The sequence below is a fragment of the Flavobacterium urocaniciphilum genome, from assembly GCF_900110615.1.
Classification (GTDB): domain Bacteria; phylum Bacteroidota; class Bacteroidia; order Flavobacteriales; family Flavobacteriaceae; genus Flavobacterium; species Flavobacterium urocaniciphilum.
Genome location: NZ_FOEI01000001.1, coordinates 679920 through 699361 on the forward strand (window position 1 = coordinate 679920; position 19442 = coordinate 699361).

General features: G+C 29.0%; 22 protein-coding genes and 1 tRNA gene. 10 read left to right on the top strand and 13 right to left on the bottom strand.

From position 1 onward, the window contains the following. Positions 1 to 600 carry a bifunctional phosphoribosyl-AMP cyclohydrolase/phosphoribosyl-ATP diphosphatase HisIE gene (gene hisIE, locus BMY86_RS03205; protein ID WP_091465084.1) on the top strand — a complete coding sequence of 200 codons (600 nt, stop codon included), beginning with the start codon at positions 1 to 3 and terminating at the stop codon, positions 598 to 600. Here hisIE and BMY86_RS03210 read toward each other — a convergent pair whose 3' ends face one another. Both BMY86_RS03210 and BMY86_RS03215 read right to left on the bottom strand, forming a co-directional pair. After that, the gene (locus BMY86_RS03210) at positions 601 to 942 is read right to left on the bottom strand and encodes a hypothetical protein (RefSeq protein WP_091465087.1); all 342 of its coding nucleotides are present in this window, start codon (positions 940 to 942) and stop codon (positions 601 to 603) included. Further along, entirely contained in the window at positions 943 to 1503 is a 561-nt protein-coding gene (locus BMY86_RS03215; protein ID WP_091465090.1) for a hypothetical protein, read from the bottom strand. A 53-nt stretch (positions 1504 to 1556) separates the two neighbouring features. On the opposite strand from BMY86_RS03215, the gene BMY86_RS03220 reads away from it, so the two are divergent. From BMY86_RS03220 to BMY86_RS03230, 3 genes are read left to right on the top strand one after another with little or no spacing between them, the layout of a single operon-like run. Beyond that, entirely contained in the window at positions 1557 to 1946 is a 390-nt protein-coding gene (locus tag BMY86_RS03220) for an acyl-CoA thioesterase (protein WP_091465093.1), read from the top strand. Between the two features lie 45 nt (positions 1947 to 1991). Further along, on the top strand, positions 1992 to 3002 hold the full coding sequence (locus BMY86_RS03225) for a dipeptide epimerase (RefSeq protein ID WP_091465096.1): 1011 nt from the start codon (positions 1992 to 1994) through the stop codon (positions 3000 to 3002). Positions 3003 to 3045: 43 nt separating this feature from the next. Beyond that, a complete protein-coding gene (locus BMY86_RS03230) occupies positions 3046 to 3711 on the top strand; it encodes a DUF2461 domain-containing protein (protein WP_091465098.1) in 666 nt (221 codons plus the stop codon). 56 nt (positions 3712 to 3767) lie between these two features. Here the strand turns inward: BMY86_RS03230 and BMY86_RS03235 are convergent, their stop codons facing one another. Next, positions 3768 to 4160: a glyoxalase gene (locus BMY86_RS03235; RefSeq protein ID WP_091465100.1), complete on the bottom strand. Its 393-nt coding sequence runs from the start codon at positions 4158 to 4160 to the stop codon at positions 3768 to 3770. 31 nt (positions 4161 to 4191) lie between these two features. Between BMY86_RS03235 and BMY86_RS03240 the strand changes: the two genes are divergently transcribed. Then, a complete protein-coding gene (locus tag BMY86_RS03240) occupies positions 4192 to 4596 on the top strand; it encodes an NUDIX domain-containing protein (RefSeq protein WP_091465102.1) in 405 nt (134 codons plus the stop codon). 7 nt (positions 4597 to 4603) lie between these two features. Here BMY86_RS03240 and BMY86_RS03245 read toward each other — a convergent pair whose 3' ends face one another. Then, positions 4604 to 5863 carry a mechanosensitive ion channel family protein gene (locus BMY86_RS03245; RefSeq protein WP_091465106.1) on the bottom strand — a complete coding sequence of 420 codons (1260 nt, stop codon included), beginning with the start codon at positions 5861 to 5863 and terminating at the stop codon, positions 4604 to 4606. A 49-nt stretch (positions 5864 to 5912) separates the two neighbouring features. Continuing rightward, on the bottom strand, positions 5913 to 6185 hold the full coding sequence (locus BMY86_RS03250; RefSeq protein WP_091465108.1) for a DUF3817 domain-containing protein: 273 nt from the start codon (positions 6183 to 6185) through the stop codon (positions 5913 to 5915). 183 nt (positions 6186 to 6368) lie between these two features. On the opposite strand from BMY86_RS03250, the gene BMY86_RS03255 reads away from it, so the two are divergent. Further along, entirely contained in the window at positions 6369 to 8282 is a 1914-nt protein-coding gene (locus BMY86_RS03255) for a DUF294 nucleotidyltransferase-like domain-containing protein (protein WP_091465110.1), read from the top strand. Between the two features lie 5 nt (positions 8283 to 8287). Next, on the top strand, positions 8288 to 8875 hold the full coding sequence (locus tag BMY86_RS03260) for a 3'-5' exonuclease (protein ID WP_091465112.1): 588 nt from the start codon (positions 8288 to 8290) through the stop codon (positions 8873 to 8875). Here the strand turns inward: BMY86_RS03260 and BMY86_RS03265 are convergent. The 7 genes from BMY86_RS03265 to BMY86_RS03295 all read right to left on the bottom strand — a co-directional run bounded on the left by BMY86_RS03265 (position 8872) and on the right by BMY86_RS03295 (position 16499). Continuing rightward, positions 8872 to 9519 (bottom strand): hypothetical protein, encoded by a 648-nt coding sequence (locus BMY86_RS03265; protein WP_091465115.1) that lies wholly within the window; start codon positions 9517 to 9519, stop codon positions 8872 to 8874. The genes BMY86_RS03260 and BMY86_RS03265 overlap by 4 nt on opposite strands. 2 nt (positions 9520 to 9521) lie before the next feature. Further along, the gene (locus BMY86_RS03270) at positions 9522 to 10556 is read right to left on the bottom strand and encodes an ATP-grasp domain-containing protein (RefSeq protein WP_091465117.1); all 1035 of its coding nucleotides are present in this window, start codon (positions 10554 to 10556) and stop codon (positions 9522 to 9524) included. Between the two features lie 11 nt (positions 10557 to 10567). Beyond that, on the bottom strand, positions 10568 to 11269 hold the full coding sequence (locus BMY86_RS03275; RefSeq protein ID WP_091465119.1) for an NRDE family protein: 702 nt from the start codon (positions 11267 to 11269) through the stop codon (positions 10568 to 10570). Continuing rightward, positions 11257 to 11745, bottom strand: coding sequence for a hypothetical protein (locus BMY86_RS03280; protein ID WP_091465121.1), 489 nt, complete (start codon positions 11743 to 11745; stop codon positions 11257 to 11259). The genes BMY86_RS03275 and BMY86_RS03280 overlap by 13 nt, the downstream gene beginning before the upstream one ends. Positions 11746 to 11826: 81 nt before the next feature. Next, positions 11827 to 12465 carry a matrixin family metalloprotease gene (locus BMY86_RS03285; protein WP_091465123.1) on the bottom strand — a complete coding sequence of 213 codons (639 nt, stop codon included), beginning with the start codon at positions 12463 to 12465 and terminating at the stop codon, positions 11827 to 11829. A gap of 52 nt (positions 12466 to 12517) precedes the next feature. Then, complete coding sequence (acs, locus tag BMY86_RS03290; RefSeq protein WP_091465126.1) at positions 12518 to 14425, bottom strand: acetate--CoA ligase; 1908 nt, start codon at positions 14423 to 14425, stop codon at positions 12518 to 12520. Between the two features lie 97 nt (positions 14426 to 14522). Further along, complete coding sequence (locus BMY86_RS03295) at positions 14523 to 16499, bottom strand: alpha-ketoacid dehydrogenase subunit alpha/beta (protein WP_091465129.1); 1977 nt, start codon at positions 16497 to 16499, stop codon at positions 14523 to 14525. A 283-nt stretch (positions 16500 to 16782) separates the two neighbouring features. Here BMY86_RS03295 and BMY86_RS03300 point away from each other — a divergent pair, with 283 nt between their 5' ends. Together BMY86_RS03300 and BMY86_RS03305 are read left to right on the top strand one after the other, a co-directional pair. Then, the gene (locus BMY86_RS03300) at positions 16783 to 17169 is read left to right on the top strand and encodes a hypothetical protein (RefSeq protein WP_091465131.1); all 387 of its coding nucleotides are present in this window, start codon (positions 16783 to 16785) and stop codon (positions 17167 to 17169) included. 79 nt (positions 17170 to 17248) lie between these two features. Then, positions 17249 to 17326, top strand: a tRNA-Val gene (locus BMY86_RS03305). Positions 17327 to 17436: 110 nt separating this feature from the next. Here the strand turns inward: BMY86_RS03305 and aroC are convergent. Next, positions 17437 to 18501 (bottom strand): chorismate synthase, encoded by a 1065-nt coding sequence (gene aroC, locus BMY86_RS03310; RefSeq protein WP_091465133.1) that lies wholly within the window; start codon positions 18499 to 18501, stop codon positions 17437 to 17439. A gap of 106 nt (positions 18502 to 18607) precedes the next feature. Here aroC and BMY86_RS03315 point away from each other — a divergent pair, with 106 nt between their 5' ends. Beyond that, positions 18608 to 19405, top strand: a complete 798-nt coding sequence (locus tag BMY86_RS03315; RefSeq protein WP_091465137.1) for a hypothetical protein — start codon at positions 18608 to 18610, stop codon at positions 19403 to 19405. The last annotated feature ends 37 nt before the right edge of the window (positions 19406 to 19442 follow it).

Consider the following 19442-nt stretch of genomic DNA (forward strand, 5'->3'; position numbering starts at 1 on the left):
ATGAATATAGATTTCTCAAAAAACTCAGACGGTTTAATTCCAGCTATCATTCAAGACAATGAAACAAAAAATGTTTTGATGTTAGGATATATGAATCAAGATGCGTTGGATACAACTTTAGCCACTAAAAAAGTGACTTTCTTTAGTAGAACTAAAAACCGATTATGGACGAAAGGTGAGGAGAGTGGTAGCTTTTTAAACTTAGTTTCTTTTGCACTAGATTGTGATAACGATACGTTGTTAATTCAAGTCAAGCCAGCTGGACCAACATGCCACAAAGGAACGGATACATGTTGGAATAAAGATAATACTCAAAATTTCGGATTCTTATCACAATTAGAACAAATAATTCAACAACGTAAAGAACAAGCAACTTCAGAAACAAGTTATGTAGCTTCTTTATTCGAAAAAGGAATCAATAAAATTGCTCAAAAAGTTGGGGAAGAAGCGGTAGAAGTTGTCATTGAAGCCAAAGATTCTAACGATAATTTGTTTTTATCAGAAAGCGCCGATTTATTGTTTCACTATCTTATTCTTCTTCAAGCGAAAGGATTTCAATTGAATGATGTGGTAAATGTTTTGAAAAATAGAGATAAGTAATTAATTAAATAAAAATTCTAAAATGCCTCCAAGAATTACTAACATTCCAATTCCAAAAAAAATAAAACTCCACATTCTATTTGAAATAAAAAAGAAATGATGATTTAATTCTAAATATTCTTTTTTGATTTTAACATTTATATAATCAAAACTAGTTAAATACGTCCAAATAGATGATATTATAAGACCGAAACCAATAAAAATTTGAGAACAATATTCTGTATCGAATGAACCTCCAAATTTTCTTGCTAATTCTACTTTTAACATTAAAACACCAATAAATGGAATAATTACAAAAACTGGAATTAGAATTCCTCTGTTATTATATTTAAAAAAAATCATTTATTGTTTTTGAAAACGGTGTTTGTGATATTCTTCAATTTCTTTTTGTAATTCCATATTGTTGGGATCATCAACTTTTTTCAAATAAAGTTCTTTTAATTCAGGTTCATTTTGAAAAGACATATTTATTATTGATTTTTCTGGAATTAATAAAGTAATTAAGCTAACAATAAAAATTACAAGCGTTCTAGTTAGTAAGTTTTTATGATAATATTTTGTTTCTTCAGTATTTGCTTTTTTATACATTCCATATGCAATAACTAGAAATATTGCTGCAGTTAATATTCCAATTACTAACATCGGATGATAAGCAGGCCAATACATAAATTTAAATTGAACACCAATAATTGCAACCGGTAAAAGCCAACCGAATAAAATTGATGTTCCTAGTTTTTGCTTGAAAACGTTCTTTTCATTCAAAAAATAAAATCCAAAAGGAAAATAACAAAATGTAAGTGACATTAATGATATAATTAATATAGCACTACCTCCTGGCCAACCAAAAAATTTAAATATTAAAGAGATAATAAAAATAATGGATAGTATTTTTTCCGTTTTCATAAGTAGTTTTTTTTCAAATATAATCACTAAATTTAACTTTCAAAACTATTAATATGAGATTTCATACAAGAAAATGGGTGAAACCAGAAGATTTAAATGCCAACGGAACCTTATTTGGAGGACAATTATTAGCATGGATAGATGAAGAAGCCGCATTGTATTCAATTGTTCAGTTAGAAAATCCGAAAGTGGTAACAAAATTTATGAGTGAAATTAATTTTATGAGTGCTGCCAAACAAGGTGATATTGTAGAAATTGGAATTGATGTTGTAAAATTTGGAACTTCTTCATTGGTGCTACGTTCAGAAGTTAGAAACATGATGACACGTGAAAAAATCATAACAATTGATAATATTACCATGGTTAATTTAGATGAAGATGGCAAGCCAAAACCACATGGCAAAACACAAATTGAATTCGTTGAAGATCGTTTAGGAAAATAAGTTTCTAACATTTCTAAATTCTAACTTCTGATTTCTTAATTTTATATGCAAGCAAAACTTCATCATTATAATTTAAAATTAAAGGACAATTTTAAAATTTCACGATTATCGTTCGATATCAAACCATCATTAGTAGTTGAACTTATTAGCGATGGTTTTTCCGGATATGGAGAAGCTACTGAAAATGCTTATTATCATTTAGATACCTTTCAAATTGCTGAAGACATTCATAGAAATGTTCAATTTATTGAAACCTTAGACCATTTAAAACCAGAAGAATTTTGGTCAAAATTACACCCACTTTTTGAAGATAATCATTTTGCTTTATGTGCATTAGATGAAGCATACCACGATTTATATACTAAAAAAATAGGAGTTAAATTATATGATTATTGGAAGTTGCAACCTGAAAATTTACCCTTAACGAATTACACAATTGGTATTGCTGAAATCCCGAAAATGATTGAAAAAATGAAAGCCATGCCTTGGCCTTTGTATAAAATCAAATTAGGAACATCTAATGATATTGAAATCATTAAAGCGTTACGAAAAGAAACCAATTCTATTTTTCGTGTGGATGCCAATTGTGGTTGGACAGTGGATGAAACCATTGAAAACGCAAAGATTTTTAAAGAGTTGGGTGTCGAATTTATCGAACAACCTTTAAAAGCGGATGATTGGGATGGTTGTAAAGAAGTTATGAAGCATTCGGTTTTGCCAATTATTGCAGATGAAAGTTGTATTGAAGAAGAAGATGTAGCAAAATGTTTTAATCATTTTCATGGAGTGAATATCAAACTGATGAAATGTGGCGGATTAACTCCTGGTTTACGCATGATTCATAAAGCTAAAGCATTAGGATTAAAAACAATGGTAGGCTGTATGACCGAATCGACGGTTGGTATTTCAGCTATTGCACATTTATTACCACTTTTAGATTATGTCGATATGGATGGCGCGTTGTTATTAGAAAAAGACATTGCGACTGGTGTTTCCATCGATTTTGGAAAAACGATTTACAGTAATGAAAATGGAACAGGAGCGAGGTTGATATAATTAAAAAAATAAACTATTTTTATATTTCAAATATACTTAAAACATGCTAACAAAATCTACTTTCGAATATTTAAACGATTTGAAACAAAACAACAATCGTGAATGGTTTACAGAAAATAAAAAACGTTTTGATGCTGAAAATAAAAATTCAAAAGCATTTTTTACAGAAGTCTTAACCGATTTGGAAAAAATGGATAGTATTGAGAAAATGCAAGTTTTTAGAATTTATCGTGATGTTCGATTTTCAAAAGATAAAACACCTTATAAAAATCATTTTTCTGTAAGTTTTCATAGAACAAAACCGATGCTTCGTGGCGGGATGTATTTACATATTGAAAATGATGCCAGTTTTGTTGGTGGTGGATTTTGGGAACCTAATAATGAAGATTTATTACGTATTCGAAAAGAATTAGAACAAGACGCTTCTGAATTTAGAGCAATTATTACTGATGCTAATTTTAAAAAATTCTTTGGAGAATTATCTGGTGAAGAATTAAAAACAGCACCCAAAAACTTTGATAAATCGCACCCTGATATGGATTTAATCAAGAAAAAACAATTTCTTTTGGGTCGAAAATTCACCAATAAAGAAGTATTATCACTAAATTTTAAAGATGAAGTTATCGCAACTTTTGCAGCAATGCGACCTTTCTTCAATTACATGAGTGAAGTATTAACTACCGATTTAAACGGAGAGAGCCTTTATTAATGTGCCAAATTAATTTTAAAATTGTCTAATTACTATTGACTAATTGTCAAATTGACTTATTGACTAATTATCATAACTTGACTTTTCAAACGTTCAATCAATAAATTCATCATTCTTTTATTTAAGTTTGATGAATTTTGAATATAGTCATTATATTCTTCCACGCTAAATAAACCAATAATCATTCCTTTCAAAGAGTTTCTGAATTTTAAATCTTTTTGAATGGCGTTTTCAATATATTTTTCTTTCTTATCTGGAGTAAGATCAAAAAATGTATTTTTTTGTTTGACAGCATAATTCTTAAATACTTCAATCAGTAAATCGTTTTGTAATTTAAGAATTGGTCGTAATGTATTATTCTGAAAATATTCTTCACTTAGTGATTCAACATTTTCATCCCCAAACTTTACAGTCTTTAAAGGCAAAAGAAATTGGCTACGATCTATCATTTTTTATTTTAAATTTACAAAAAATAAAATCATGTCTAAATACGTTTCAAAAATTTTTGTAACAGTTGATGTATTAGTTATTAACAATTTAACTAATGAAATTTTACTCATAAAAAGGCTAAATAAACCATTTAAAGATTGTTGGGCTTTGCCTGGCGGATTTGTAGATGAGAATGAAGACTTAGAACAAGCGGCTAGGAGAGAGCTCTTCGAAGAAACGAATATTGAAACGGGGAAAATGACTCAAATTGGCGCTTTTGGAAAACCTGGTCGAGATCCGCGAGGACATATGATTTCCGTTGCTTACAAAACCGATTTAATTTCCAATCAAATTATTAAAGCAAAAGATGATGCTAAAGAAGTTAAGTGGTTTAATTTAAGTGAATTACCAAATTTAGCTTTTGATCATTTGGAAATAATCAACACTATTAAATAAGTGTTGATTATTCAATATCTAATAAGTTCAATTTATCAGCTTTAACGTGTTGAACTTCAAATAATTCTAAATCGAAATACGGAATCGAAGCGATTACATGATCGAATATATCTGCCATAATATATTCGTAGTTTTCCCATTTTTTATCTTTACTAAAACAGTAAATTTCTAATGGAATTCCTTTTTCTGTTGGTTGCAAATGACGTACCATAAATTGCATATCCTTATTAATTCCAGGATGTGATTCAATATATCGTTGAATATATTTCCTGAAAAGTCCTAAATTAGTTAGGTTTCTACCATTAACATTCAACGATTTATCAATGTTATTAGCAATATTATATTTGTCGATATCTGCTTTTCTTCGATCTATATAACTGGCAATATTTTGAATTCTTTTAAATGATTCTAATTCATCGTTATTTATAAATCTAACCGTAGCACCTTTAATTAAAATATGTCTTTTAATTCTTCTACCATCAGAATTAATCATGCCTCGCCAGTTTCTAAAACTGTCTGAAATCAAGCTATACGTAGGAATAGTAGAAGTAGTGTTGTCGAAATTTCTAACTTTTACTGTCGCTAAATTAATTTCTTCCACTTCACCATCAGCACCAAATTTATCTACTGTAATCCAATCGCCAATACGAACCATATCGTTTACAGTTACCTGAATACTAGCTACAAATCCTAAAATAGTATCTCTAAAAACTAAGATAATTAAGGCCGAAATAGAACCGAAAGTTGTTAATAAAACACCTTTTTTAGTATCAAAAAGAAGTAAAATAATCGAAACTAATGCATAAATCCATAAAACAATCATGATAACCTGAATGTAGCTATCAATTGGTTTATCGTTATATTTTGGTTGCGTTTTTAGATAATCTTTAAGCGAATTAAAAATACTTCGTACAATAAATAATGAAAGTACAATGATGAAGATTTTTACACTTTTTCCAAATAAATTTTCCCAATAAACAAAGTCATCCAGAACAATTGGAATCTTTTTGCTGATATAATAAAGCGGAACTAAATGCGCAATATATTTAGCCGTTTTATTAGCAACTAGAAAATCATCAAAAGTCGATTTAGTATATGTTGCAACAATAGCTAATCCGATAATTAAAACTTTTTTAGCTAAATAATCTATAGCATATGCAATTATGGCTAATACAATTAAGTTAACCAACAAATTTCCATATAAGACAAAATTTTGTCCTAAATCAAGTTTTTTTAATAAAGGCTCAACTAAGTCGAAAACTTTCATATTTAGAAAATTTTATTTTTTATTTTGAAATACGCGATTTTTTAGAATCTTAATTTAAGTATTTTTTATCAACCCAAAAAGTTCCAAAAGGAATTATTGAAGCAGCTAATATTAATGTAAAATTTTTACCATTCCATTTTTTTTCTTCTTTAAGTAAAAATGCCATGATAACATATAGTATGAATAAAATTCCGTGAACCATTCCAGTATATTTTACAAAAATTGGTAATCCTGCAAAATATTTTAAAGGCATAGCAACAAATAATAAAATTAAAAGTGATAATCCTTCTAATAAAGTAATTTTCTTAAACCAGTTTAACATTGTGTAATTTTTTAAAGTCTTACAAAACTAAAGAATGTTTGCGACAAATACTCAATAAATAACGTATTTTTAATATTATATTTTTGAACTATAATATATATTATGTAAAATAGAATATTTTTAGAATAGTTTTTATACTATACATTTTATTGCTTAAATTTGGATTGTAATTCTACTCCAACTATGAAAAATACTTTTGCTGAAAATATTGTAGACTTTTTACAACAATATGATCCGTTCAAAAATGTACAGTACAATGATTTATATGATATTGCAGCGCAAACAGAAATTATTTATTTAGAAAAATCAAAACGATTATTTAAAATTAATGATGCTTTGCATCAGAATTTTTACATAGTTAATGCTGGTGTAATTCATTTAACCAAGATTATAGATGCTCAGGAAACGTTGGTTTCTAAATGTTATGTTGGATCGATATTTGGTTTACGACCATTTTTCGCAAAAAACAATTACGCTTTAAATTCAATTGCCAATGAAGATGCAGTTGTATATGCGATCCCTATCGTACTTTTCAAACCATTATTAGCAAAATATGCTGGTGTTATGGATTACTTTTTGGAAAGCTTTACACATCAATCTAAATCAACTGGTGAGAATTACCAGACCTTAAAAGCAATTTCAGAAGCAAGTTCCGAATCTGAATTAACCGATTTTTCATACTTTCAAGAATTAGATTACGATAAAACACCACTTTTAATTCCAGTCCATACTTCAATATCAACCGTTGCAAAAAAAATGGTTGATTCTAATAAATCGTATGCATTGATTACCAATAATGCTAGATTGAATGGAATTATAACTGATGCTGAATTTAAAAAGAAAATAGCTTTTGGAACAATTAATTTAGATGCCGATTGTGAAACCATTATGCAACATAATGTAACAATTGTTGAAGAATCAATATCTGTTGCTGAAGCACAATTATTACTTCTAAAAAACGAAACGCAATACTTATGTGTTACGGAAGATGGAACTGAAAATACACGAATTAAGGGTATTATTTCAGAACGAGATATAATTAAATCACAATCTAATAACCCTGGTGTTTTAGTTGATGAAATTAGAAATGCTAAAAACTTTGAAGAATTAAAATATGTACATTCAAAGTATTTATTCGTTATACAAAATTCATTCACAAAGAATATTCCTTTATTTCATATTAACAATACAACTGGTGAAATTTTACATAGTATTATTCAACAATGTATTAAATTATGTATTGATAGTTTAGGCTCACCTCCTGCTCGATTTGTTTGGCTTTCTTTAGGAAGTCAGGCTCGAAAAGAACAGTTAGTTTTGAGCGATCAAGATAACATGATTATCTATGAAGATGTATCTGCTGAAAAACACAGAGATGTTAAATTCTATTTTGTACAATTAGCTAAGTTAGTAATTTCCAACATGCAAACTTTAGGCTACAAACCTTGTCCGTTTGAACATTTAGCAAGTAATATTAAATGGTGTAAATCTTTATCTGATTTTACTGCCATTTATACGAATTGTATTAAATCGCCAGGTGAAAACATGTCTGATTTTAGTGGTATTTTCTTTGATTTTGAATACATCTACGGAGAAACGAAAATTAAAGATGGTTTAGAAATCGCAATTTTTCAAAATTTAGCCAATAATAAAATTTTCTTCGATTATGTTGGAAATCAATTATTGAAATTACCACAACCACTTACCTTCTTTAAGAAATTTGCAGTTGAAGAAAATGGTACTCACAAAGATTTATTTAATTTAAAACAAAAAGGATTACAGTTTTATATTGATGCAGCTCGAATTTTTGCTTTAAGTCATAATTTAAAAGGAATCAATAATACGTATTTACGTTTTAAACAAATGGCTATTATTGATAGTAAAAATGCCGATTTATATTTAGATTTCGCAGAAAATTTCTTGAAATTACAAGGATTCAGAACCAATGAAGGAATTATTAATGATAACGACGGTGCTTTTATTGATACCAGTAAACTATCAAAAATTGATAAAGAAGAATTGAAAAAATCATTAAATGTAATAGACGACATTATTGATTTAATTAAAGATAAATATCACTTAACTAGATTTTCATAAACACCATGCTTTCAAGAATTTTTAATAAAGAATATCCAGAATTTTGGAAAAAATACACCGATTCATTTAAAAATCCGGCAACGAAATATGTTGTTTTGAGTTTAGAAACATCTGGTTTAGATACTGAAAAAGATGTTATTATGTCTATTGCTGCAACTTCAGTTATTGGTAATAGAATAATAATAAAAGATTCTTTTGAAATATTTGTACAACATACTAAACAAGAAGTACCTGGTTTAGATAATGAATTTATTATAGTAACTAAAATTGTAAAAGAATTTGAACCAAAAGCTATTGAAATTTTATTGAATTATATTGGTAATTCTGTAATTGTAGGACACCGTGTAGATTTTGACATAGAAATGTTGAATGAAGCATTGAGCCGAATGAAATTAGGTAAAATTAGAAACGAAGCTTTTGACATTGAAGCAATGTTCAATAAATTGGCAGAAACAAACACTAAAAAATATTCATTAGAAGAAATGAGTAAAAAGTTGAATATTACGTCAAGTGACAGAAATTCAGTTGCGGATGATGTTTATAATATCGCTTTATTGTTCTTAAAAATGAAAGATCGCTTAGGAATTCATTAATTGTTTTTCGTAATAAAGTTGTTTTTGATAATCTGTATCAATTGAAAAACAGCTAATCCTAAAAAGATCAGCCAAATATTATTAGCAAAAAAGTTTTGTGAAATATAGTTGTTGTTTTGTGCAGAATCAATTGAGAATATTATGGCTAACATTCCAAAGTATGTTCCTGAAATAGTACCTAAAACATATAATAAACTCATTTTCTTACTTGTAACTATATAATTTTCATTCGTTAAATATAAATTCCAACTCATCCAAAATGGAATTTGAGCAAAATTAATACTGCTTAAAATAATTCCAGAAATAAAAGCAGAATAACTTAAAGAGGAATTGTATTTTTCTAATGAATTTTCTTGTGAAGAAGTCGAGTTATAGGTCAGAAATGCGATACCAATCAAAAAAATAAAAGAAAAAATAGAAATCATATTTTTCCATTTTGGATTCATCGCAACTTTTGATGAAAGTTTTAAAGTGGTATAAATTACAACTGCTTCAATAAGTAAAACTCCAATCAAATATAAATTTAATTGATTCAAATTAGAAGTTGAATATATTTGAAAGCCAATTAAATTGAGATAACCTAAAGGAATAGAACCAATAAAGCTGACCGCAAATCCAACTAATATGTTTTTTAAAGCTTTCAAAATTAAATGGTTACAATTTTAGCCAAACATTCATTGTGTTCTCTATATTCTTTCATTCCTTCTTTATGATTTAAGAATTTGAAACCTCTATTGTGATTATGTTGTCCGATTTTGTACATATAACCAATATGTCGGGCTAACTCTTTCCATGCAAAAAAGATTGAATGTTTTGGATCGTAAATGTGTGTAGGTTCACTCCCACTTCCATTTAGTTCTACAATTGAAAAATTCTGACCATTTTCTAATTCTTCAAAAGTATTGTACATGATGTCGAATCTTCCAAAATAAAATTCAGATATATTTGAACTAATTTCTTCAATTACTTGCGTTAATTTATCTGAAATTAAATGACTGGCATCAATAAATTTAGCACCACGAGCGTGATTTCCATAAGGAACCAAATTTAATTTTTCACCTTGAAGTAATACTTTAAGTAATTTTTCTTTATACTCTTTTTTTAAAGCACTTAACTGTAATTCAAACCTTGGGTTTTTCTTAATCAATTCTTCGATGGTGCTCTTTCCGTCACCTTCTACAATTAAAAATTCTTTGGCTACAATTCCGGTAATTTTACCTTTTGATTCGTTCGGTAATTTCACATAAAAAATTCCTACTTCATTCTCGTAAGGAATAACATCTTGTATTAAAAAATCAAAATCAGCTTTTTCATGATAACTTTTTAATTCCTCAATTGAATTTACTTTTTTAACCGCATTTCCTCGTAAACCCATATCAGGCTTAGCTATTAAAGGAAATTGTTGTCCGCTTTCATTTAGTTTATTAATAACTAAATCGAAACTAGATTTTCCTTTTACAAATAATGTTTTAGGATAATATTGTTGTGGAATCAAATCATAAATTTCGATTTTGCTCTCATTAATAAATCCGCCATTTTTAATTTTAGGATTGGCAGCATTGAAGAAAAATATCGTTTTTGCTTTTATGGCATAATAAGTCCAAAGAAAAAAGATGGGAAAATATACTAAACCAAATGGCCAATATTCCCAATTAAACACTTTATGTATGAATAATCTCAATGGTTTTTGATTTAAAAAGTGATAGAATATTCTTCATTCTGAACTAAATCTGAATGATTAACCTGTATAGAAGTAGTCGAAATTACTGCTTGTGTCACGCTTAATGTTTTATATAAGTTATCACGATTAATAATCAATCCGTTTTTAGAATCTGCTGGCTCTGTATGTTTATGAAAAAACTTCATACTTTCGGCAGAAATAGTTTCATTTTCAGACATGAATTTAAAAAACCAATCCGCACGTTGTTGCTGAATTTCAGGAGAATATAATGTTGATGAAGACCAAATATAAGTTTGGTTTGCATTTAATTCAAGAGTTGATTTTTCTTCGCCAGACCATTGCAATTGAAAAGGCTTTTTATCTTCTAAAACTAATAAAGTAAAAGGTTCGATATCTGTTAAATCTATGGTTTTCCAAGTTGAAACGATCGCATTAGATTCCATTAATTCAAGTACAATTAAACCACGACTCATCCTATATTTATCTTTGGCAATATGTTTGGTTTTACCACCATTAAGTAAAATAATAGTATTTCCGAATTCATCTACTACAAACCAAGTTCCACCTGCTTTTGCATCTTTTGGATAAATAATTTTTTTGGTTGTTGATTGATAAATTTTTGGTTCTATTGCTGAAGGACGCGTTATTTTTTCATCTCTATTGGAAGTTAATAAAAATGAATTATTGGCATAAACAAAGCTTACTGTGCACATTGATTTCTATAAACAATTGTAGATGGTGCCACACCAAAATTTTCATTCACATTTAAATATTCAAATTCAAAAACCGCAACTTTTATAAGGGCTTGATGATGAATACAATGTTCTAAATTATAAATCACTTCTCTGAAATAATTTGTATTCATACGAGAAATTTCATTGAAAAAATTACTTTCTAAAATAAGTTCTTTGTTTTCTTTTTCTATTCCATTACAAATTTCATCTATTTTCTCAATAGCGAAAGAAGGATTGGTTTGTATGAATAGATTTCTTTCTCTGTTATCGTAATTTAAAAGTCCTATTTCATAAGAATTTAAAACACATTGAAACAATTCAATAATATGGCGAGTATGTTCACCAATAGAAGCATTGCTTAAATATTGTATTGGCTTTGAAAAATCTTCTTCAGAAATCTGATTTAATAAATGTTGAAGTTCTGAAAGCGTTTGTTTTACAAGTGTAAAATTCATAGATACTATTTTGATTGATGCTTTAATTTGAGACAAAAATAAATATTTAAGACTTAAGAATATGTAAAATACCTTACAATTTTAATATTTATAGTTAATAATTTTTTTGCAGTTTTTACATAGTGCTAATTTTTCGTGATCAATGGTTGATAATTTCTCCGCAGCACTTGTCATTACACAGTTTTTATCAGGGCAATGATCTAACCCTAAATTATGACCAAACTCATGAACAGCTACTTTCCTTAATCTAGTCATTTCTATTTTATGATTTTTAGATTGAATTCTAAAATTGGAAACAATGGCGCTTTTTCCTGGTTTATAGGCTAAACCCATAATTCCAAAATCACAATATTTCCATTTAGGTTTTGCAATTTGACCATCATTATCAGTTTTTGTTACAGAAATATCTTCATTTGTAAGTCCTAAAATATAATCTACTCCTTTTGGAAAATTCCTATTTTGAAATTTGATAATACTATCTGCTCTATAACGAGGCGATTTCACATTGATAAATGCTTTTTTTGACAATTCTTTTGAAGGCAATATTTTTGTTTCAAAACGATAAAAACTATCAATAACATTTGCAATTATTTGCGCGTCATTTTTAGAGAAATCGCCATACGGTTGTATTCCAATAATCGTTTTATTATTAGTAGGTGCTGCAGATTTTTCTTTAGAACACGAAAGAAATAAGATTAAAATCGATAGAAAGTATTTCATAAAAAAAGAGGTGTAATTTTTACACCTCTAAAATATATATTTGAATTAATATTTAAACCTTTTCATTTTTAATTTTATCCACAATTTCAGGATTTAATAAAGTAGAAATATCTCCAAAATTATCCATATCGCCTTCTGCAATTTTTCTTAAAATACGGCGCATAATTTTTCCTGAACGTGTTTTTGGTAAACCAGATACAAACTGAATTTTGTCTAACTTAGCAATTGGTCCTACTTGATCTGAAATTAGTTGATTAATTTCAATTGCTAAATTATCTTTATCTCTGCTTTCTCCAGTTTCTTTTAAAATTACATATCCATATAATGCATTTCCTTTAATATCATGAGGGAAACCTACAATTGCACTTTCAGCTACCGCAGGATGTTCGTTAATAGCATCTTCAATTGGTGCTGTTCCTAAATTATGTCCAGAAACAATAATAACATCATCTACTCTACCTGTAATTCTATAGTAACCAACTTCGTCACGTAAAGCGCCATCTCCTGTAAAATATTTACCAGGGAAAGCTGTAAAATATGTTTCTTTATAACGCTGATGATCACCCCAAATTGTTCTCGCTATTGATGGCCATGGAAACTTAATACATAAACTACCTGTTACTTGATTACCTTCAATTTCATTACGTAATTCATCCATTAAAACTGGTTGAATTCCAGGTAATGGTAAAGATGCATAAGTAGGTTTTGTTGGAGTTACAAAAGGAATTGGAGAAATCATAATTCCGCCTGTTTCAGTTTGCCACCAAGTATCAACTAAAGGACAACGTTTGCCACCAACATGATCGTTATACCAATGCCAAGCTTCTTCATTAATTGGCTCACCTACAGATCCAATAACTTTTAAAGATTTTAAAGGAAAACGTTGTACGAAATCTAAACTTTCTTTAGCTAAAGCTCTAATTGCAGTTGGAGCTGTATAAAACTGTGTAACTTTATGCTTTTCAATAACTTCCCAAAAACGACTAGAATCTGGATAGGAAGGTACTCCTTCAAAAATTACAGTAGTAGCCCCATTTAATAAAGGACCATATAAAATGTACGAATGTCCGGTTATCCAACCAATATCAGCAGTACACCAAAAAATATCATTATCTTCATAATTAAATACATTTTTAAATGTATAAGCTGTATAAACCATATATCCAGCTGTAGTATGCAACATTCCTTTTGGTTTTCCTGTTGAACCCGAAGTATATAAAATAAACAAAGGATCTTCTGCATCCATTATTTCAGCAACATTATTCCCAATAGCTGCATCTAAAAGAGGTTGTAACCAAAGATCTCTACCTTCTTTCATGTGAATTGCAGTATTTGTTCTTTTAGTAACTAATACTTTTTCAACACAAGGACATTTTTCTAATGCTTCATCAATTATTCCCTTTAAATCAATTGATTTATTTCCTCTAAATGCTCCATCAGAAGTAATTACCATTTTACATTCAGAATCATTAATTCTAGCAGCAACTGCAGAGGCAGAAAAACCTGCAAAAACAACAGAATGAATGGCGCCAATTCTTGCACATGCTAATATAGAAACTGCTAATTCAGGAATCATTGGTAAATAAATACAAACGCGATCACCTTTTTTAATGCCTTGTTCTCTAAGAACATTAGCCATTTTAGCTACTCTTTCGTATAATTCATTATAAGAAATATGTAAAGCTTCTTCTTTCGGATCATTTGGTTCAAAAATAATTGCAGTTTTGTCACCTTTTTTTGCTAAATGTCTATCAATACAATTTTTAGTGATATTTACTTTAGCATTTAAAAACCATTTAAAATTAGCTTCTTGCATATCAACTTCAAAAACTTTATCCCATTTTTGGTACCAAGTGAAGTTTTCATCTGCCACTTTATCCCAAAATTTTCTTGGTTCTCGAACAGATTTCTTATACATTTTAAAGTAATTTTCTAAATCTTTGATTTTATAGTAACTCATTTTGCTTATTTTTTTGGTATGTAAATATATTAAATCTTGTATTAACATGAATAAAAAAAAGCGCCACAAGTGCGCTTTTATAATATATTTAACAGATTTAAAACTGTAATAATTCTTTCAATTCTGATTCAAATCTTCCCTTTGGTAAATATTGATCTTCTATTGCTTTAACAAATGGAATTGGTGATTCTAAACTTCCTACTCGTTTTACTGGGGCATCTAAATATTTGAAGCAGTTTTCCATAATCATGGCTGAAATATCACTTGAAATTCCACCAAATAAAGTGTCTTCTTGTAAAATGATACATCTACCTGTTTTTTGTACAGAGGCATAAATAGCTTCAGTATCTAAAGGTTGCAAGCTTCTTAAATCTAATAAATCCGCTGAAATTTCTGGATTATTTTTTAATGTTTCTAAAGCCCAATGTACACCCGCTCCAAAAGAAATTATGGTTACATCATTACCTTCTTTAATTAATGATGCTTTTCCTAAAGGAATAGTGTAATAATCCGTTGGAACATCTTGATAAACACTTCTGTATAATTGTTTGTGTTCAAAATACATAACTGGATTCGGATCATTAATAGCGGTATTTAATAATCCTTTCGCATCATAAGGAAATGCTGGATAAACCACTTTTAACCCTGGTGTTTTTGTAAACCAAGCTTCGTTAGTTTGTGAATGGAAAGGTCCGGCTTGCGTTCCTCCACCACATGGCATTCGAACAACTACGTCTGAATTTTCTCCCCAACGATAATGTTGTTTGGCTAATAAATTTACAATCGGATTGAATCCTGTTGAAACGAAATCAGCAAATTGCATTTCTACAACTGCTTTATGACCATTTATAGATAATCCGTTAGCAGCAGAAACAACTGCACTTTCACAAATTGGTGTATTTCTTACTCGATCTTTACCAAATTTCTCTACGAAACCATCAGTTATTTTAAAAGCGCCACCGTATTCAGCTATATCTTGTCCCATGATTACTAAATTTTCATGGCGTTCCATAGATTGACTTAATGATGAAGAAATGGCATCAATAACACGAATGTTTTCAGTAGCATCAGAATGATTGAAAACTTCATGAGTATAAGGACGGTAAACATCATTTAATTCTTCATCTAAATCAGCTACAACTTCTGGTGCAGCTTGTGTAATTGCCCAATGTTCGTCAATTTCAGCTTTTATTTCAGCACGAATTTGTTCGTCAACTTCTTCAGATAAAACATCAGTTATTTTAAGATATTTTCTATAATTTTCAATTGGGTCTTTTTCAGCCCACATGTCCATTAATTCTTGAGGAACATATTTTGTACCACTCGCCTCTTCATGTCCACGCATTCTGAATGTTTTAAATTCTAATAATACTGGACGAGGATTTTCAATCATTGAAGCTTTTAATTGAGCAATTTTAGTATAAACTTCTAAAATGTTATTTCCATCAATAATATGGCTTTCCATTCCGTAACCCACGCCTTTATCGGCTAAGTTTTCACAACGGTATTGTTCGTTAGTTGGAGTTGAAAGTCCGTAACCGTTATTTTCAATAACAAATAAAACAGGTAATTCCCAAACAGAAGCAATGTTTAAAGCTTCGTGGAAATCTCCTTCTGAAGTTGCACCTTCACCTGTAAACACAGCTGTTACTTTTCCGTTTTGTTTTAATTTATTAGCTAAAGCGATTCCGTCAGCCACACCCATTTGTGGACCTAAATGCGAAATCATTCCAATAATTTTGAATTCTTGAGTTCCGAAATGGAAACTTCTATCGCGACCTTTTGTAAAACCTGTTTTTTTACCTTGCCATTGAGAAAATAATCTATGTAATGGAATTTCACGAGTAGTAAAAACTCCTAAATTACGGTGCATTGGTAAAATATATTCGTCTTTATCTAATGCTGAAGTAATACCAACAGAAATTGCTTCCTGACCAATACCTGAAAACCATTTTGATACTTTACCTTGACGTAAAAGAATCAACATTTTCTCTTCAATAAGTCTTGGTTTTACTAATTTCTTATATAAATTAATTAACTCTTCATTAGTTAAATTCTGTCTTTCAAAAGTCATAATTGTAGTTGTATAATTTTGGCTCAAAAGTAGTGAAAATAACATTTTAAATGAATTTTGTTATATAATTATTTTCTTGAAATATTAAATTATTTCATAAGCATTTCAAAACCATAAATTTGCACTTGAATTTTATAGTCTATATCATTTAAAATTAAACCATTGAATAATTATTTTATAGTATTAATAGCTTTGTCTTAAGTTAAAATTTGATAAAAAGTTCCATCATCTAACTTTTAACATCCAACTTTACATTATCTTTGCCAAAAATAATTTTATAGCAATGTCATTACGTTTTAGATTAGTATTTTATTTATTTGGATTATTTATTGGATTATATTTTGTGGGTGAATTTTTAACAGCCAAAGCAAAATCTAAAGGAGTTGAATTCTGTTATTTTCCAAATTGTAGAGTTATTAAGGATATTAGAAGCAAAGCATTTACTACATCACCTGCAGTTGATAGTATTTTTGCTAAAAAAATAACAACCAAAACGGAAATTAATGAAGCAATTTCTAGTGGTGATGTAGATTTTTCAAAAAGTAATATTCCTTATAAAAAAGGAAAAAAATACATTATCGATTCTCAAATATCTGGAAATAAAAAAGTTACCTTAACAATAATAAATTATACAGATCGAGTAATTTTAGAAGAAATAAAATTTAATTAATTATTTTTCATTTTTACTTGTAAATATAAAAATTGGGTGTATATTTGCACTCGCAATACGGAAGTAGCGCGATTTATTGGGGCAATTAGCTCAGTTGGTTCAGAGCACCTCGTTTACACCGAGGGGGTCAGGGGTTCGAATCCCTTATTGCCCACCACATTTTAAAGCATCCTTTTAGGGTGCTTTTTTTATTTCTATATACTTGCAAACAAAAAAAAAACACCTTATTGTATTACAAGGTGTTTTTCTTTTATATAAATAATTCCATTAGTAATTTCTATAAACCTTATCCATCAAAGTAAAATCAACCAATACCATTGCAGCCAAAGCTTCTACAATTGGCACTGCTCTTGGGACTACACATGGATCATGTCGACCTTTACCTTGTTGTTCTATAATTTTACCATCATTAGTTAAAACGTCTTGTTTTTGTAGTAATGTAGCAACAGGTTTAAAAGCAACACGGAAATAAATATCCATTCCGTTGCTAATTCCACCTTGAATACCGCCAGAAAGGTTTGTTTTAGTAGTTCCGTCTTCGTTAAATAAATCATTATGTTCACTTCCTTTCATTTTGGTTGATGAAAATCCGCCACCAAATTCAAAACCTTTAACAGCATTAATTGACAGCATTGCTTTACCTAATTGTGCATGTAATTTATCAAATATGGGCTCACCTAAACCAATCGGAACATTTTGAATAACGCAAGTAATTATACCGCCAACTGTATCACCGTCTTTTTTGATTTTTGTAATATAGTCTTCCATTTTCGCTGCCATTTCAACATCTGGACATCTAACAGGATTCGATTCTATTAAATTAAAATCTACTTCTTGATATGGTTTATCAATTTCTAATTCACCAACTGACGAAACATAAGCATTGATTTTAATTTCTGGGATAATTTGTTTAGCGATAGCTCCTGCTACAACCCAATTAACTGTTTCTCTTGCTGAAGTTCTACCTCCTCCTCTATAATCTCTATTTCCGTATTTTTGATCGTAAGTAAAATCGGCATGACTTGGTCGGAAGGTATCTTTTAAATGGTCGTAATCGTTAGATTTTTGATTTTCATTTTCAATGATAAAACCAATTGAAGTTCCGGTTGTTTTGCCTTCAAAAATTCCAGATAAAAACTTTACTTCATCACTTTCTTTACGTTGTGTAACGATTTTTGATTGTCCTGGTTTTCTTCTATCCAATTCAGATTGAACAAAATCTAAATCAATTTTTATATTTGAAGGACAACCATCAATAATTCCGCCTAAAGCTAAACCATGTGATTCTCCGAAAGTTGTAAGTTTAAAAAGCTTTCCAATAGAATTTCCCATAAAGATAATTTTAAACAAAAATATTGAATGTTTTTATTATATTAGCAAAAAAACCAACAAACTAAAAGAATATTATTAATTTTAAAACAACTCAAAAACTACTAAAATGAAAAAACTTTTACTATTTATTACTGGGATTGCTCTTTTTTCTTGTTCTAATGACGAAGCTTCTCCAGAAACCGAAAATAGTGTATTTACAGACGCACTTCCATTGCATACAGGGAATTATTGGACATATGATGTTGAAGGAACAACAACTACAAGAGATTCATTATATATTTCAGGTGATACTTTAATAGAGTCGATTTCATATAAAAAATTTAAAAATAGAGACAATATTTCTACAGGTTTCTATCCTACTTCTTTAAATAATAATGGTGTTAGAAAAAGTGGAGGTAAATTATTAATGAGTGGTGAGTTTTCTTTAGGACAAGGATTCACATTGCCAGTTGGTTTAGATTTGACATTAAGAGATTTTATAATTTTTAATGAAAATGCTTCAAATGGTACTGTTTTAAATGAAAAAGCAGGGTCTTTTCAACAAGATTTTAACGGAATACCATTAAATGTAGTTTATTCTTTAAAATCAATTGCAGGAAATGATTTGCCCAATTATACTTCTCCAAATAATGATGTTTATTCAAATGTTAAATCAACTAAAATAGTTTTAAATTTAAAAGTTACAACCACACAAACTGTGGCAGGAATTCCGTTTACAGTTACAGTTTTAGCACCTCAAGATGTTGTAGTTTCTACTCAATATCTGTCTAAAAATATTGGAGTGGTACATACAAATACAATTACAAGCTATAATATTGATGCTCAAATTGCAAGTAATTTAGGTATTCCAGCAAGTAATACTCAAACTCAAAATGAATTTTTAGACACATTTAACATAGATTAACATACTTTTTTCTTGTTAAAATCGTTATCTTTGTGAA

Coding starts and splice junctions, on each gene's coding strand:
- hisIE (WP_091465084.1), top strand. CDS start 1: ATGAATATAGATTTCTCAAAAAACTCAGACGGTTTAATTCCAGCTATC.
- BMY86_RS03210 (WP_091465087.1), bottom strand. CDS start 942: ATGATTTTTTTTAAATATAATAACAGAGGAATTCTAATTCCAGTTTTT.
- BMY86_RS03215 (WP_091465090.1), bottom strand. CDS start 1,503: ATGAAAACGGAAAAAATACTATCCATTATTTTTATTATCTCTTTAATA.
- BMY86_RS03220 (WP_091465093.1), top strand. CDS start 1,557: ATGAGATTTCATACAAGAAAATGGGTGAAACCAGAAGATTTAAATGCC.
- BMY86_RS03225 (WP_091465096.1), top strand. CDS start 1,992: ATGCAAGCAAAACTTCATCATTATAATTTAAAATTAAAGGACAATTTT.
- BMY86_RS03230 (WP_091465098.1), top strand. CDS start 3,046: ATGCTAACAAAATCTACTTTCGAATATTTAAACGATTTGAAACAAAAC.
- BMY86_RS03235 (WP_091465100.1), bottom strand. CDS start 4,160: ATGATAGATCGTAGCCAATTTCTTTTGCCTTTAAAGACTGTAAAGTTT.
- BMY86_RS03240 (WP_091465102.1), top strand. CDS start 4,192: ATGTCTAAATACGTTTCAAAAATTTTTGTAACAGTTGATGTATTAGTT.
- BMY86_RS03245 (WP_091465106.1), bottom strand. CDS start 5,863: ATGAAAGTTTTCGACTTAGTTGAGCCTTTATTAAAAAAACTTGATTTA.
- BMY86_RS03250 (WP_091465108.1), bottom strand. CDS start 6,185: ATGTTAAACTGGTTTAAGAAAATTACTTTATTAGAAGGATTATCACTT.
- BMY86_RS03255 (WP_091465110.1), top strand. CDS start 6,369: ATGAAAAATACTTTTGCTGAAAATATTGTAGACTTTTTACAACAATAT.
- BMY86_RS03260 (WP_091465112.1), top strand. CDS start 8,288: ATGCTTTCAAGAATTTTTAATAAAGAATATCCAGAATTTTGGAAAAAA.
- BMY86_RS03275 (WP_091465119.1), bottom strand. CDS start 11,269: ATGTGCACAGTAAGCTTTGTTTATGCCAATAATTCATTTTTATTAACT.
- BMY86_RS03280 (WP_091465121.1), bottom strand. CDS start 11,745: ATGAATTTTACACTTGTAAAACAAACGCTTTCAGAACTTCAACATTTA.
- BMY86_RS03285 (WP_091465123.1), bottom strand. CDS start 12,465: ATGAAATACTTTCTATCGATTTTAATCTTATTTCTTTCGTGTTCTAAA.
- acs (WP_091465126.1), bottom strand. CDS start 14,425: ATGAGTTACTATAAAATCAAAGATTTAGAAAATTACTTTAAAATGTAT.
- BMY86_RS03295 (WP_091465129.1), bottom strand. CDS start 16,499: ATGACTTTTGAAAGACAGAATTTAACTAATGAAGAGTTAATTAATTTA.
- BMY86_RS03300 (WP_091465131.1), top strand. CDS start 16,783: ATGTCATTACGTTTTAGATTAGTATTTTATTTATTTGGATTATTTATT.
- aroC (WP_091465133.1), bottom strand. CDS start 18,501: ATGGGAAATTCTATTGGAAAGCTTTTTAAACTTACAACTTTCGGAGAA.
- BMY86_RS03315 (WP_091465137.1), top strand. CDS start 18,608: ATGAAAAAACTTTTACTATTTATTACTGGGATTGCTCTTTTTTCTTGT.